General features: G+C 36.7%; 13 protein-coding genes. 6 read left to right on the forward strand and 7 right to left on the reverse strand.

Annotated features, from left to right (window positions below):
• Positions 1–116 precede the first annotated feature (116 nt).
• The 3 genes from ACJZU6_RS19440 (at position 117) to ACJZU6_RS19450 (ending at position 5,944) form a co-directional block, all read left to right on the forward strand.
• Entirely contained in the window at positions 117–1,460 is a 1,344-nt protein-coding gene (locus tag ACJZU6_RS19440; protein WP_408901138.1) for an MATE family efflux transporter, read from the forward strand.
• Positions 1,461–1,898: 438 nt separating this feature from the next.
• Positions 1,899–4,196, forward strand: coding sequence for a formate C-acetyltransferase (gene pflB, locus ACJZU6_RS19445; RefSeq protein WP_408901139.1), 2,298 nt, complete (start codon positions 1,899–1,901; stop codon positions 4,194–4,196).
• Positions 4,197–4,471: 275 nt separating this feature from the next.
• Positions 4,472–5,944 (forward strand): DASS family sodium-coupled anion symporter, encoded by a 1,473-nt coding sequence (locus tag ACJZU6_RS19450; protein WP_408901140.1) that lies wholly within the window; start codon positions 4,472–4,474, stop codon positions 5,942–5,944.
• Positions 5,945–6,040: 96 nt separating this feature from the next.
• Here the strand turns inward: ACJZU6_RS19450 and ACJZU6_RS19455 are convergent, their stop codons facing one another.
• Both ACJZU6_RS19455 and cutA read right to left on the reverse strand, forming a co-directional pair.
• Complete coding sequence (locus tag ACJZU6_RS19455; RefSeq protein WP_408901141.1) at positions 6,041–7,063, reverse strand: methylenetetrahydrofolate reductase; 1,023 nt, start codon at positions 7,061–7,063, stop codon at positions 6,041–6,043.
• 261 nt (positions 7,064–7,324) lie between these two features.
• Positions 7,325–7,639 carry a divalent-cation tolerance protein CutA gene (cutA, locus tag ACJZU6_RS19460; protein WP_107275587.1) on the reverse strand — a complete coding sequence of 105 codons (315 nt, stop codon included), beginning with the start codon at positions 7,637–7,639 and terminating at the stop codon, positions 7,325–7,327.
• A gap of 301 nt (positions 7,640–7,940) precedes the next feature.
• Between cutA and ACJZU6_RS19465 the strand changes: the two genes are divergently transcribed.
• Entirely contained in the window at positions 7,941–8,297 is a 357-nt protein-coding gene (locus ACJZU6_RS19465) for a YibL family ribosome-associated protein (RefSeq protein WP_080156023.1), read from the forward strand.
• A gap of 169 nt (positions 8,298–8,466) precedes the next feature.
• Positions 8,467–8,574 (forward strand): hypothetical protein, encoded by a 108-nt coding sequence (locus tag ACJZU6_RS19470; protein WP_045036908.1) that lies wholly within the window; start codon positions 8,467–8,469, stop codon positions 8,572–8,574.
• A gap of 11 nt (positions 8,575–8,585) precedes the next feature.
• On the opposite strand, the gene ACJZU6_RS19475 is transcribed toward ACJZU6_RS19470, so the two are convergent.
• From ACJZU6_RS19475 to ACJZU6_RS19485, 3 genes are all read right to left on the reverse strand, one after another.
• Positions 8,586–9,344, reverse strand: coding sequence for an SDR family oxidoreductase (locus tag ACJZU6_RS19475; protein WP_080156024.1), 759 nt, complete (start codon positions 9,342–9,344; stop codon positions 8,586–8,588).
• Between the two features lie 106 nt (positions 9,345–9,450).
• Positions 9,451–10,650: an enoyl-CoA hydratase/isomerase family protein gene (locus ACJZU6_RS19480; RefSeq protein ID WP_408901142.1), complete on the reverse strand. Its 1,200-nt coding sequence runs from the start codon at positions 10,648–10,650 to the stop codon at positions 9,451–9,453.
• A 152-nt stretch (positions 10,651–10,802) separates the two neighbouring features.
• The gene (locus ACJZU6_RS19485; RefSeq protein WP_327767128.1) at positions 10,803–11,084 is read right to left on the reverse strand and encodes a hypothetical protein; all 282 of its coding nucleotides are present in this window, start codon (positions 11,082–11,084) and stop codon (positions 10,803–10,805) included.
• A gap of 255 nt (positions 11,085–11,339) precedes the next feature.
• Between ACJZU6_RS19485 and ACJZU6_RS19490 the strand changes: the two genes are divergently transcribed.
• Complete coding sequence (locus ACJZU6_RS19490) at positions 11,340–12,467, forward strand: hypothetical protein (RefSeq protein ID WP_080156027.1); 1,128 nt, start codon at positions 11,340–11,342, stop codon at positions 12,465–12,467.
• Between the two features lie 66 nt (positions 12,468–12,533).
• Here ACJZU6_RS19490 and ACJZU6_RS19495 read toward each other — a convergent pair whose 3' ends face one another.
• Together ACJZU6_RS19495 and fliB are read right to left on the reverse strand one after the other, a co-directional pair.
• Complete coding sequence (locus ACJZU6_RS19495) at positions 12,534–12,881, reverse strand: hypothetical protein (RefSeq protein ID WP_408901143.1); 348 nt, start codon at positions 12,879–12,881, stop codon at positions 12,534–12,536.
• Between the two features lie 282 nt (positions 12,882–13,163).
• Entirely contained in the window at positions 13,164–14,348 is a 1,185-nt protein-coding gene (fliB, locus tag ACJZU6_RS19500; RefSeq protein WP_408901144.1) for a flagellin lysine-N-methylase, read from the reverse strand.
• Positions 14,349–15,047 lie beyond the last annotated feature (699 nt).

Raw genomic sequence — 15,047 nt, forward strand, 5'->3', positions numbered from 1 at the left:
AATCACGTGATCCCGACGCATAAATACAGTTAGTTGGATTGACTAACCCCATGTAGCCACAGACAATACCAACAATTTTTTACATTTAGTGCTGCGGTTCACATGGAAGCTGTCCAATGACAATATCAACATCCCAACCATTATCTTTACGTGATGATTCAATCTTTCGTCTTTTTTGGCGCTATACTTTACCTACCATCGCAGCAATGCTTATTACGGGGATCTATGTTGCCGTTGATGGAATGTTTGTTGGACATTTCATCGGGGAAGATGGCCTTGCCGCTATTATGCTCGGTTACCCTATTGGTTCTATCCTTTATGCTATTGGTGCCATGATTGGTATGGGATCATCTGCTTTAGTCTCAATAAAAATGGGAGAAGATAATACTCAACAAGCGCGTCATATTGTTGGTAATGCACTGACACTTTGTATCATTACTGGCCTTATTTTTTGCTCGTTAGGGCTGATGTTTGGGCAAGATATTCTCATTTGGATTGGGGCAAAGAATCATATTTTATCAATGGCAACAGACTATCTATTTTGGTATTTCACTATGGGTGGGTTTGCTATTGTTTCAATGGCTTTTTCTGCATTATTGCGTAACGATGGTCAGCCTAATCGCGTAACATTGATCATGATCTTAGGTGGCATATTAAATATCTTTCTCGATTGGTTATTTATTGTTGTCATTCCTTGGGGATTAACCGGTGCCGCAATTGCTACCATGCTATCGCAGGCCGTTACCTGTATCTTATGCCTACAACACTTTTTCACCGATAAAACACAATTACGTATTGGCAGAGATAGCCTTAAAATAAAATGGGATACTGTATTACAAATACTTAAATTAGGCACATCCAGTTTATTAATGTACATGTACCTATCTGTGGTATTAATTCTACATAGCAAAGCTTTTCTATTAGTAGGAAAACCCATTCATGTCGCCGCTTACAGCATCGTTAGTTACACTGAGGCATTCTTTTATTTGATTTTTGAAGGTATCGCACTAGGCACTCAACCCCTTGTCAGCTTTAATACCGGAGCAGGTCTTAAAGATCGCGTCATTAAAATTCGAAACCTTGCATTTGCCATGACCTTATTGATAGCCGTTATTGGTGTCATTACTTTATATAGTATTCCTGATGCCGTAGTGTATATGTTTGCAGGTAATAATCCGCTCCTTCAACCTGAAGCAGTGAAAGGTATGTCGCTCTATTTTTGGGGGCTGCCTTTTGAAGGAGCATTACTCATAGGTGCAACCTACTTTCAGGCGATAAATATGCCTAAAGAAGCCTCTCTATTAACAGGGGGGAAACTCATTCTAATCACAATTATTATTTTTGTGCTGGCGCATACAATTGGCGTTACTGGTGTTTGGCTCGCGTTACCTATTTGTAGTGCTTTGCTTACACTATGGATGGTATTTAGACTACGTAAACTGTCCAGAGCTATTGCATAAATAGGACATTAAGTCACTGTTATTACTATAAAATCGTCATTTAATTATAGCTGACGATTTTATGGTTCAACGATCCCTATGATACAGCCTTACCTACAATACAGCCCTATCTACATCATAGATTTCTTCCGCTACAGAGCACTTATAACAATATAACCAAACAATCTATGCGTAAAAATCATAGGCAAAATGAAAACCATTCATTTTACTCATATAGATATTAGTCATACTATTATTTCAAGGTTTAAAGGCAGCATATCACACCCAAATATGGTTCAAGATAATGGCAATAATAAAAGCCAACCTATTAATATTGAAAGTAATAACCAGCACCTCAATCAACATTTATAACATTGAATAAATGGCACTTAATCAAAAAGAGAGCAATAAACAGCATTGCTCACTCGCATTCAAATTTTTATTATAGAGGTAAGTAGTATGACAATCCCAACAACTGACATGCTTGAAGCATGGCGTGGTTTTAGTAAAGGCGAATGGCAAACTAGCGTTAATACACGTGACTTTATTCAAACTAACTATACGCCATATGAAGGTGATGAGTCTTTCTTAGCCAAAGTAACCGAGACAACTACTACGTTGTGGAATGATGTGATGGAAGGCATCAAGCAAGAAAGCAGCACTCATGCTCCCGTTGATTTTGATACAGACTTACCTTCAACCGTTACTTCTCATGGTGCTGGCTATATTAATCAAGATCTTGAAACCATTGTCGGTCTACAAACAGATAAACCACTAAAACGTGCAATTATTGCCAATGGCGGTATTCGCATGGTGAAAAGTTCATGTGAAGTTTACGGCCGTGAATTAGACCCAATGGTTGAAAAAATCTTTACTGATTACCGCAAAACACATAACAAAGCTTGTTTTGATTTATACACCAAAGAAATTTTAGCTTGTCGCCGTTCTGGTATTATCACCGGTCTACCTGATGCTTATGGCCGCGGTCGTATTATTGGCGATTACCGTCGTTTAGCCCTTTATGGTATCGATTTTCTTAAAGCCGATAAAATAGAGCAATTTAACTCAACTCAATCTTTCCTTGAACAAGGCCAAGATTTAGAAAAAACCATGCGTCTACGTGAAGAGCTTGCTGATCAAGTTCAAGCATTAGAAGATATTCGCACAATGGGGCTTACATACAGCATTGACATGTCTTTACCTGCCCGCACGGCACAAGAAGCCATTCAATTTACCTACTTTGGCTACCTTGCGGCGGTTAAATCACAAAATGGCGCTGCGATGTCGCTTGGTCGTACATCAACATTTATTGATGTCTTTGTTGAGCGTGATATCGCTAACGGTTTAATTACTGAACAACAAGCACAAGAAATGGTAGATCATTTCATCATGAAACTGCGTATGGTGCGTTTCCTACGTACACCAGAGTACGATTCATTGTTTTCTGGCGACCCAATTTGGGCAACAGAAGCAATGGCAGGTATGGGTGTTGATGGTCGTACATTAGTCACTAAAACCACATTCCGTTACCTACATACTTTACATACAATGGGTCCTGCTCCTGAGCCAAACATGACTATTCTTTGGTCTGAGCAACTGCCTATCGCCTTTAAGCAATACGCGGCAAAAGTCTCCATTGAAACATCGTCTGTTCAATACGAAAACGATGATCTAATGCGCCCTGATTTTGACAACGATGATTACGCTATCGCATGTTGTGTAAGCCCACAGATTGTTGGTAAGCACATGCAGTTCTTTGGTGCGCGAGCCAACCTTGCTAAAGCATTACTGTATACCATCAATGGTGGTATTGATGAGAAATCACAACAACAAGTAGGCCCTCAGGTTGCTAAAATCACGGATGAAGTGCTTAATTTTGATACGCTAATACCTCGTTATGATGCCATGCTTGATTGGTTAGCGACTCAATACGTCACCGCACTTAATATTATTCATTATTCTCATGACCGTTACAGCTATGAAGCGTCACTAATGGCATTAATGGATCGCGATGTTCGCCGTACTATGGCTTGTGGTATTGCAGGTCTTTCTGTTGTCGCTGACTCATTAGCAGCCATCAAGTTTGCTAAAGTAACACCGATTCGTGATGAAAATGGCGTGGCTATCGATTTTGAAATTGAAGGCGATTACCCTAAATTTGGTAATAACGACGCTCGTGTGGATGATATCGCTTGTGATTTAGTTGAACGCTTCATGAAGAAGATTCAAACAATGCATATGTATCGTGAAGCAATTCCAACACAATCAATCTTAACCATTACCTCTAATGTTGTATACGGTAAGAAAACGGGTAATACACCTGATGGTCGTCGTGCTGGTATGCCATTTGGTCCTGGTGCGAACCCAATGCATGGTCGTGATGAAAATGGCGCCGTTGCTTCATTAACATCAGTATCAAAACTGCCATTCGCTTATGCAAAAGATGGTATTTCTTATACTTTCTCTATCGTGCCAAATGCATTAGGCAAAGATGAAAATACACAAAAGCAAAACCTTGCAGCATTAATGGATGGTTACTTCCACCACGAAACAGCAGGTGCAGCAGACGGTATTGAAGGTGGCCAACACCTAAACGTGAACGTATTAAACCGCGACACATTATTAGATGCAGTTGAACACCCAGAGAAATACCCTCAGCTAACTATTCGTGTATCAGGTTATGCCGTACGTTTTAATTCTTTAACACGTGAACAACAGCAAGACGTAATTACTCGTACATTTACCAGTAAAATATAACAGCAGCAATAAAGATAGCGATAAACAAAACGGCATGACTACCTAGTTTTGTTTGTTATCTCACGCCACTTTATACTTAATAAGGTGGCGTTTTCTTTTTACCGCACATTTACGAACCCTTCCTTGCAAAACCCACCTGTTGCATAAAAAACACGCTATTATGAATAAGAAAAACCAATTTTTTGATATTTATATCGCATAAATAACATATTAAGTAGGAATTATTAAAATCACATATACCATATAGACATACACAACAACATAACTAGAAGATCATGACTACAACTGCCGTTAAAGAATCATTACCACCACCAGAGCCTTTCTTTGCTATCAAAATTATTCCCGCCATCATCATTGTATTGCTCAGTACCCTCAGCTGGCACTTTATCGATATACCATCCGAATTAAATATTGCCGCCTTTCATACCGCTATTATTTTTATCGCCACCATTGTCGCCATCGTTGCGAATGTCTTACCCACTGGAGCTGTTGCTGTTATTGCGGTTTCCGCTTATGCCGTTCTTCATGCAGGAGGAGAAACATCAGCAAAAGCCGCAATTATGGCAGCCACCAGCAATTTTAATAATGCCCTTATTTGGTTGATCGTCATTGCCTTTATGATTGCTCGTGCCTTTGCTAAAACAGGCTTAGGTAAACGTATTGCGCTTATCTTGCTTAGTTGGTTTGGTCAGTCTTCTTTACGTATTGCTTATTGTTTAGGTGTGGCTGATTTTCTTATCGCCCCCGCTACACCCAGCAATACCGCTCGTTCAGCTATTATCTCTCCTATTGCCGATTCACTTGCAAAAGTCATCAATAAAGATGATCGCAAGTTGGGTCAATACCTTATTTCTTCAGTAAGCGCTATGAACGACGCATCAGCAGTAGGTTTTCAAACCGGGTTTGCGGGTAACCTTGCTTTAGTCGGAATAGCTGCCTCGGTTGCTGGCATTAATATGACCTTTAGCCACTGGGCACTGTATTTATTACTACCAGCAGCAATTTTACTATTAACGATCCCCTTTATTCTGTTTAAATTTATTAACCCAGAAACAAAAAAAACGCCACAAGCTCCAGCTTATGCAAAACAAGCTTTACTGCATTTAGGTCCTGTTAGTGTTGCTGAATGGAAATTAATCGCGGTCTTTATTGCATTAATTATTATGTGGGTCGGTGGACAGTCTCTGCATCTACACTCAACCACATCAGCATTTATCGGTTTATCTGCCTTATTAATCTTAGGTGTTTTAAATTGGAATGATGTCAAATCAGAAAAAGGCGCATGGGATACGCTAGTTTGGTTTGCAGTATTAATGGGAATGGCAAGCCAACTAAAAAAACTCGGTTTTACCGCTTGGGTGGGTCACGGCGTTTCTGATTTAATCAGTCAATATATGGGCCATGCTAGTTCCACACTGATTTTAATTGTCATGATGATTTTCTATCTTGTAACCGCCTACTTTTTTGCCTCAGGAACAGCAAAAGTTGTTGCTTTAGGTCCGGTGATTATTGGTTCTTTAATGGCTTTAGGTGTTAGCCCTTTAATCTCAATTTTAGCCGTAGCAGGAATTACAAATATAGGCTGTAACCTTACAACCTATAGTCATGCACGTAATCCATTATTAATGGGCTATCAATACCATAACGATAAACAGTGGATGAAAATTGGTTTAATTATCTCTGGCGGCGGTGCCGTAATATTTATGACTTCAGGTATTATTTGGTGGTCGATTTTAGGCCTTATGTAAGCTATTAATACCATCATCTCAGCACACAAATAACACTAATAAAAAGCCCATACCATGATAAATCAGTATGGGCTAACTTTCCTGTCTTCGCTATGACTAAATCAATGCAATTGATGCACTCACTTTAGCTTGTAATGTTCGAAACTCATGTTTAGCTAAATGACTGTCCATTGATGCTCGAAGTAATTTATACAATAAAATAGACCCATCAATTTCTTCTTTACGATTGGTTAAACTTTCAATATTGAGCCCCAATGGTAAATCATATTCAACCACTGCATCTAAAATTTGATTAAGGCTATTGCAGCACATTTTAATCGATTCATGTAATGGATTTGTCGCATTTAGAATACGCAAACTGGTTGCCTCAGGCACACTCACACCTAACCATTCAATAAACTCTAGTGTCTTAGCACTACCACATGGTGAAAACGTTAATAAAATACGCTGAGGTTTAATACCATCTTGCTTACATTCAATCGCATAACGAGTCAAAATATCAATCGTTGCCTGAGTGTCATAAATAGCTTGAGAGATAAAGAAATTACACCCTTGCTGGTATTTTTCAATTAATCGGGCATGTTCATTGCCTTTCTTAGCATGACGTTCAGCAATCATAATGCCGCCAGTAAAAAAGTTATTCTGATGTTCTGCCAATGCTTGATACGCTGTCGATAACGGCAACGATACTTCATTTTTCGCTGATGGACTTCCAACTAACACAATGTCACGTACTTGATATTCATGCCACGCTTCATTCAGCCATTCATCAAATGCTTCTGTTTCCGATTGCACCACACTTTTATAAGTAATTACCGGACACCCAGTTTTCTTATTAAGTAACGATGAATAATAACGAGGATCATGAGTCGATTTGAATGGGAATGGACGTGGTTTTTTTGTCCGTGAAACTTCATCTTGAATGTCATACACAATCAAACCATCAATCGCGAGATCTTTAATACGATTCACTAATCGATCTGCAATGCCTTCAACTTCATCTAAAGGCGTATTTGTTTTTGGCGGCGTTGTACCAATAAAATAAACACCGCGTGTAATATCGTTATAACGCACACGAAGTTCAGATTCTGCATTTGTCGCTGACGCTTGATTTACCATTAATAATCACTTCCATGTTTTGTCATCGGCCCTAAATGTAGCCATAAATCATTAAACCGATGATGACAAATATTTCCTAACTATAGCGCTATTATGTTGCGCTATCGTTAACATCCTTGTATTAAAACTATTATAACTTCCAGAAAGATACTAATTATTTAAATGCATAAATTAGTTTCTTTTTCAAACACCTTGTTTCCTTTGTACCTAATCACTCTCTATAAATCAAAATATATCCGTTTTATTTTCAATCATATAAAATCACATGCAGGTCTGATCTATCCATGATAAGTAATCAACGGAACCTTTTGTTATCGGTAGTTGGATAATTTCAGGCGTTTCATAAAGGTGGTGTTTTACTATGATAGCTTGCACCTGCTCAAACAGATTTGTTTTAGTCTTAATGATTATTTGCTGCTCTTGATCACAGTTAATCTTCTGTTTCCAATGGTAATAACTTTTAATCGGCATAACTTGAATACATGCCGCGAGGCGCTGTTCAAGTAGAGCATTAATGATTGTTTGACCATTTTCATCATCTGAAAATGTAGTAACAATGACGCAATAATTTGTCATTTTTTGTTCCTTCTAAAAACTCATGTATTAAATTAATAATCAAATATTAGTGATAAATGTTATCAGAGCGATTCATAGCCATCGTTTTTAGCCAAAATTGTTGATGGCAATTAATGGCAGCGATATATCTAAATAGAGAAAGAGGCATATATCTCCATAAAAATGCAATTTTGAGCAAAAATAGTTGCTGGATAGCGATCCAGTTATCAAAAATATAATGTATACTAGCGGCAACTCAATACCTATTCATCGTAAACACTACGATTTAGTGTATTGCGAGTGTTAATACAAAGGTAATGAAATGAATTTAAACCAAGAGCTTCAAAATCTTAACAATCGTATGGACAAGTGCCAGCGTAAACTTGCTGCTGCTATTCAACGTGATGATAAAGTTATCATCAAGCAGTTTAAAGATGAGCTTCTTAGCCTTAACAAAAAAGCGCAAAACGTTAAACACCGTAAGTCAACAGAAGTAAGTGGCAAAAGTAAAGATGTAAAATCTCTTGCTTTTAATCGCGTGTTAACAAAAGCAGAACAAGCAGACATGGGTAAACTGAAAAAATCAGTAAAAGACCTTGTTGTTGTTCACCCAATGACGGCACTTGGTCGTAGCATGGGTATTAAAGCTGTTACAGGTTACGCACCAAAAGCATTCTAATATCTGTTTACAAGGTAACTTATAAACAAATATTGCCGAAAGGCATAAAAAAGATCGTCATATGACGATCTTTTTTTATGTCAAAAATACAGTCATACCTCAATATTAGTGCTCATTAATCCACAAACTGAGGTAGAATATATTCCTTCATCGTTATTTGGACTTTCCAATGGAAAAATTAATGCCGTATATGGCAAAATTCGCATTTGGTCTATCAATGATCATGTTTGTTGTTGGTGGCGTTTTAGCATTAGTTGCACTATATAACCACTTTTGAGTAGACTTTGATTACAATCGTAATCCACCGTCAATCTCAAGTACCCTGCCGGTGAAATAATCATTTTCTATAATAAATCTCACCGAATGGGCGATTTCTGTTGGCTCACCAATACGTGCTAATGGAACCATCGCCAACATACGTTCAATCATGTCATCGTTAATTTGTGCAGCCATTGGCGTATCAATCAGACCCGGTGCAATTGCAGCAACTCGAATACCATATTGTCCGAGCTCTCGCGCCCAACCGACAGCCATTGTCGTTACTGCCGCTTTTGATGCAGCATAGTTTGTCTGGCCAATATTGCCAGCACGAGCCGCACTAGAGATATTAATGATAACGCCTTTGGTTTCATTTTCAATCATCCACTTAGCCGCTTCTCTGCCGCATAAAAAAGTGCCTGTAACGTTAACATTCATTACAGTTTGAAATTGATCCAATGACATTTTACTAATACCGGTCTGGTCTTTCTGCACCAACAAACCATCATCCAAGATACCAGCATTATTAATTAGAATATCAATATGCTCAAAATCTTCCATAATATGAGTAAAGGCTTCTTCTACCTGATCTTCACTTGTCACATCCGCTTCATAAATTCGCGCCATGCTATTAAGCATATGACATTGATCTTGTGTTTGTCTTAACCCTACTGTATTCACATCAATTAAAGCGAGCTGTGCTCCCATCTGTGCAAGCGTTACAGCCATCATTTGCCCAAGCCCTTGACCTGCGCCAGTTATGACAATAACACTATTCTCAATGTCCACGTTAATTCGCTCCTAAACCTGTTTATACATATATCAAAAAACACTGATTAACATTAACAATTCGAAAAAATAGAGAAAGCACAACACTGTTTCATTATTCGAATAATCACATTAAATCAGTTAATGGATTTGCTTGTTGCTGCCATAACGGCATAAATAAACTATCAACTAAGCGTATGTCTACTGTTGAAATAGTCTTATATAACCACTGAGGCTGAGCGTCTTTATCAATAAGTCGCGCTCTTACACCTTCTTTAAACTCTCCCACTAATCCACATCGAACAGACAGAGATAATTCCATCTTAAAGCATTCAGCTAAGCTTGCTTGTTGGTATTGTTGCATTTGCTGAAAACAGATGTGAGCTGATAATGGGCTTCCATTGGCAAGGGTTTGTTTTGCTTTTTCAAGCCAACATCCCAACCCGTCAATAGCATTAATTTGTTGGTAAACAATCTCAAGCGTTGGTGCCACACATGCTGCTTGAATTTGTGGAAAATAAGGAATCATTTGGCTTGGTGGACGCTGACGTTCAGAATCTATCGCAATCTCAGTTAATATCTCTGTTACAACCGCTGAAATTTGATTTTCTACTACATTTTGCCACGGATAATGCTTCAACTGTTTAATCAAACGCTCGCGATCTTTATCAACGATAAGGTGATCAGCCATTGCTAAATCAAGCGCATCACTGGCATTAACATCAGACCCTGTTAGACCTAAAAATAGTCCTATTCCGGCAGGAAGCTGATTTAAAAACCATGTTGCACCCACATCTGGATATAAACCAATATTCATTTCAGGCATTGCTAACGACGCTGACGGTGTAACAACGCGATGACTAGCACCAATAAAGAGTCCCAATCCGCCGCCCATCACTAAGCCATTTCCCCAAGCAATAATCGGCTTTGGGTAACTGTGAATCAAATAATCACAACTATATTCAACGGTAAAATAATCAATCAAAAACGGCTTTGCTAAATAGCTATTATCATTGTTAGCACGATGAATGTAATCATCAACTGTTGGCGTCGTCACTTGCTCTACAGCAGTCAAAGCAGGATCATTTTCAATCGCATAATAAAGCGCTCGAATATCAGCGCCAGAACAAAATGCTTTTTCTCCAACCGCTTGAATCATCACACTCACAATTTTTTCATCATATTGCCAATGCAATAGTTGTTGTTGAATCGTTCTAAGCATTGTCAGTGTTAGTGCATTTAATGATGACGCATTATTCAGTTCTAGCACACCAATTGCATGACCACTGCCACATCGAATTTCAAATATATTTACCGTTCCAGTCATCCTTAAACCTCTTTCATAATCCATTCAATTAGCAATAATATGCTATTTATAGCCTCTCACTGAATGATAGTTAAGAAATAGTGTTGAAAACAGAGTTTTCAATTTTATTACAGCGTATACTACTGTAAGGCAACTATCCCATAACCATATGATTAACAATTATAATCCTTAGATTTCCTAACTTCAGCTTCACATTCAGAGACAGCATCCCATAATAACTTTTCGCGTATGTGCTGCCGCTCTAAATTAGCATTAATACCATCAATAACATTTTGATCCATTGGACCTAAATAATGATCAGTTGTATCCGTAATAATGACGCGAAGTTCTTCCATTGTTGGTAAACGATTATTCGATTCTTCAAAGTCGTCAAAGATGTCATTCACTTTCCCTGACACCTCTTGTTTGATTCTTTTAAATTCTGAACTATCCATATACACCTCCAGAAAAACAACAATAATAATAGTAATAAACGATCGATTAAAAGCAATTGCTGGATCGCATTTATTGTATTAATCTATCAAAAACAAACAATAAACATACACTGTTAATCATATCACTTAACAAAATAACCATAGGATATTACTCTACACTATATGTATTTAGACCTATTTTCTTAATCAGTATAGTTGTCGTATGCGAGATAAAAATGAAATTTATACGACAAAAAATAAGGATATGACACTCAGTTGAAGACTCTAAATCACACTATTCGGTTTTATCTCTCGTTACCATTGTCATTGTGTGTGTTCTATACAGCGACAGCTAATGCAGCCCCTCTCGCTCAAAATTCCTTAGACAAGAATCAGACAGAAACCAGTGTATTACCGCAGACAACAACACCAAGTAACGACACTAACGACGACAATACACCGTATAAAATGAAGCAATGGATTGATAGCTCTCAACAATCAATGACCGATTCAGTACACACCGTCGGAGAATATATAGATCAAAGTCTAACTAAAGATGAGAATGAAGCCGAACTGACCAATCGCAGTTATCTTCGTATTCGTCAGCGGGCGATATATTCATACCGAGGTAAATTAGAAAATGATTTCAAGGTTTACTTTAAACTCGATTTACCGCACGTTAAGCGTGATTGGAAATTAATCTTGGATTCAGAGCCCAGTGATTATGACAGCCTAGAAAGTAAACAACGGGGTATCGCCTCTGGCAGTAAAACCCAAAATGGAGACACTGTTGGTGGCTTTAGACTTCAAGATGCACAATTTGGTAACTGGAGCTCTGATTTTGATATTGGTATTAAGCTCAAATTCCCTATCGATCCTTTTGTAAAAGCTCGCCTGACTCGAGTGGATAATGTCAGTAAAAACTGGACAACTCAACTTGAACAAGAGGTGTTTTATTACCATTCAAAAGGTTTTGGATCTCTCACTCAATTAAGCGGGTTTTATGCACTAACTTCCGACCACAAAAATATTTTTAGAACCACAACCAGTGCACAATATTTACAAGAAGATGATAAATGGGAATTGGTACAACAATTTAATGTTTATCAGCGAGCAACAGAAAGGGATTTATTTGAGTATTCAATGGGAATAAGTGCAGATACCGATGAAATGAAAGAAATCACTAACTATTGGGTATCGGCTGAATGGAAACGACGTGTGTATAAGCACTGGCTTTATCTCGCGGCACGACCACAACTTGAATTTCCGCGAGATTATAATTACCACGCTAACTTAGGTATTATGATTGAACTTGAAATGTTCTTTTCTAAAAACCGAAAAATTGATGAATTAGGGCGTTATATTCCAAAACCTGTTAAACAACGTAACCTCACTGAACAATAAGAAAAAACACCGTTAAGCGATAGAATAATCCTCATGCTTAACGGTGTTAATTACGATCTATTTTTATTATTTTTTCTGATGTGAGATAGGCATTGTATCGTTGATAATTACAGGGCCTAAACCAATCACACAACGTTGATAACCTTTTTTCCAGCCTTCGATATACTTCATTTTTTCAACACCCTTAAGATCATCAAGGATTGTCTTTGATGGCTGCCATTGATTCTTAAGCGCATCTTTACATCCATCATTATAGCCATGTTGAATAAATTGCTGGTTCAGTGTAAGAGGCTTGGCTGTTTGCGTAGCGGTTTCTTTTACTGCCGTCGCTGCAGAAGATGTAGATGTTAACGCTGACGAACTACATCCAGACAAAAGTGCAAACATACCAACTATCGCCCATGAATAACGCATATCTTTACCTTACAAATCAAAGTTAGCTATTTGGGCTCATCATACTCCAATATCCTTTAATGGAATATTAATCTTATTGTATTCTGCTTAATAGGTCTTTTAGTACACGATTGGCTGATTATTTTTTAAACATATTTTTAATGTGCTTAGTTCCCATAAAACCTACCCTATTCATTGTTTGATAAGAATATTAATAATAGAAAGTCATATTAAAAAATAATAGATAGAATAAAGGCTAGAACAAACTAGCCCATTTAAATGATAGGTATTCTATTTAATCAATTAGCTATTTTTTATTAATAATAAAGGTAATATGGTATTATTAGCTTTAATTTCATTACATATTTCATTAATGTTTTTCATGAAATCTTTATTATGACTACGAATACGATGATAGGTTTGAAAAACTAATATAACATCATCATCATTAAGCTCTCGCATTGAAGAAATTGCAGATAACACCCCTCGAATAATAAAGAAATCCACAATCAAATCGCTATAAATTTTTTGCATATCTTTAGCAGGAAAATCATTTTGATAAAAAACATAAATAATATAATTTATCCAAATATGTGTATTTTCTTTAAAATAATTAGTGTAATTATTGTTAAATCCATATTGTAAAATCTTTTTTTGTTTATCACTATCGCCATTTGCAAGGGATAATGATTCTATTAGTTGCTTATGGATACTATCAAATCGTTCATAAGCGATAATTAAGTTTCTTTTTGACTCAAGATCAATACGAAAGTTAAATATTTTAATTAATAATCCAGCTTGAATGTCAGATGAAGTTTGTTGATTATCATATAGTTGATTAAAATTATTATTATTAATTTCCTCACAGCAAAGTAATAAACGTTTCTGAAGTTCATCTGGTTGATTAGTATAAGGAGCAATTAAACGCAATGTCATACCAATATAAGATAAACGTTGTTCTAAGCTAGAATTATTTATAAATAAAATATCAACAATAAATTGTTGGACAGTATTATACCAAACAGGACGAGAATAATTATTAGCTTTAAAGATATCATCAGGATAATTTTCTTGATGAAATTCCATTGCTGCCGGATTTAATAAAATCTGTCTGGCTGCCTCTGGGCATGACAACGATAAATTATGTTCTTTTTTATACCCACGAATTGTTGATATTCGTGGGTAAGATTGGCAAGTATTGGACAAACGCTTATGCCCATGTACCTTATGAACCTCACATAAACCATTATTTTCTCTAAAAGGACAAACACCATTATTATCTAATTCTATTTTAGCATAATAAGGTGATTCTCCTTTAGTTCGAAGAATTACTTTAGCAGCCTTATTTTTTAGCTCACTTTTCTGAGTCATAAACTGATATGTTGATTTATCAATCGAAATATCCCAACTATGACAGCAATGGTCTTCACACTTATCCGCGATACATGAAAAATTTTTTATATACTCTGGTGTTATTATCATTTTCATAAACGTGCAATTCTTATACTATTGGTTAAATTATCAAAACAATAGTATAAGTAATTATTTGCGATGCAATTAAAAGAAGCTAACGATGTTATGTTTTTCACATATTCATTACTCATTCTAAAAATACAACCGTACTAAATGTGCTTTTCCCTAGTTACAATCATATTATTTATTAACAGGACAACAAAAAGACAAATAAATGTCACTAAGGCTACAGGTACACCATATTGTAGAGACAAACTGCACAAGGTATATACGCTTGATGATATTAATGTTCCAGAAGAAAAACTCGATAAAACAATCACATTAATAACAGTTAATCCCGTAAACAAGCTCACCATGCCGAGAGTTTGGTATGACTGTCTTTTAATTGTAAACAGCTGATTAGTCCGTGTCGCTTCAAATAGAAACTTCTGCCCTAAAGAATATGACACCAACAACAATAACGTACTGTAAAACAAAGAAAACCCAAAAATTGAAATCGGATAGAGTGCTTTACTTGAACCCAATAAGTATACAAATTTTGCCGCTTCTAAAGCACTATAAAAAACAATAGCTGCTAATGAGTAAAATACTATCTGGCGTATAAGTCGATGTATGTTCATTCTAATAACCTAACAAAACCTGAAAATAATACATGCTGTTAAATGCTTTAGATTTAACCCCTTTTATAACACCCACAAAAAAGCGCCGAATTAT

The organism is Photobacterium piscicola (assembly GCF_046058925.1).
Lineage (GTDB): Bacteria > Pseudomonadota > Gammaproteobacteria > Enterobacterales > Vibrionaceae > Photobacterium > Photobacterium piscicola.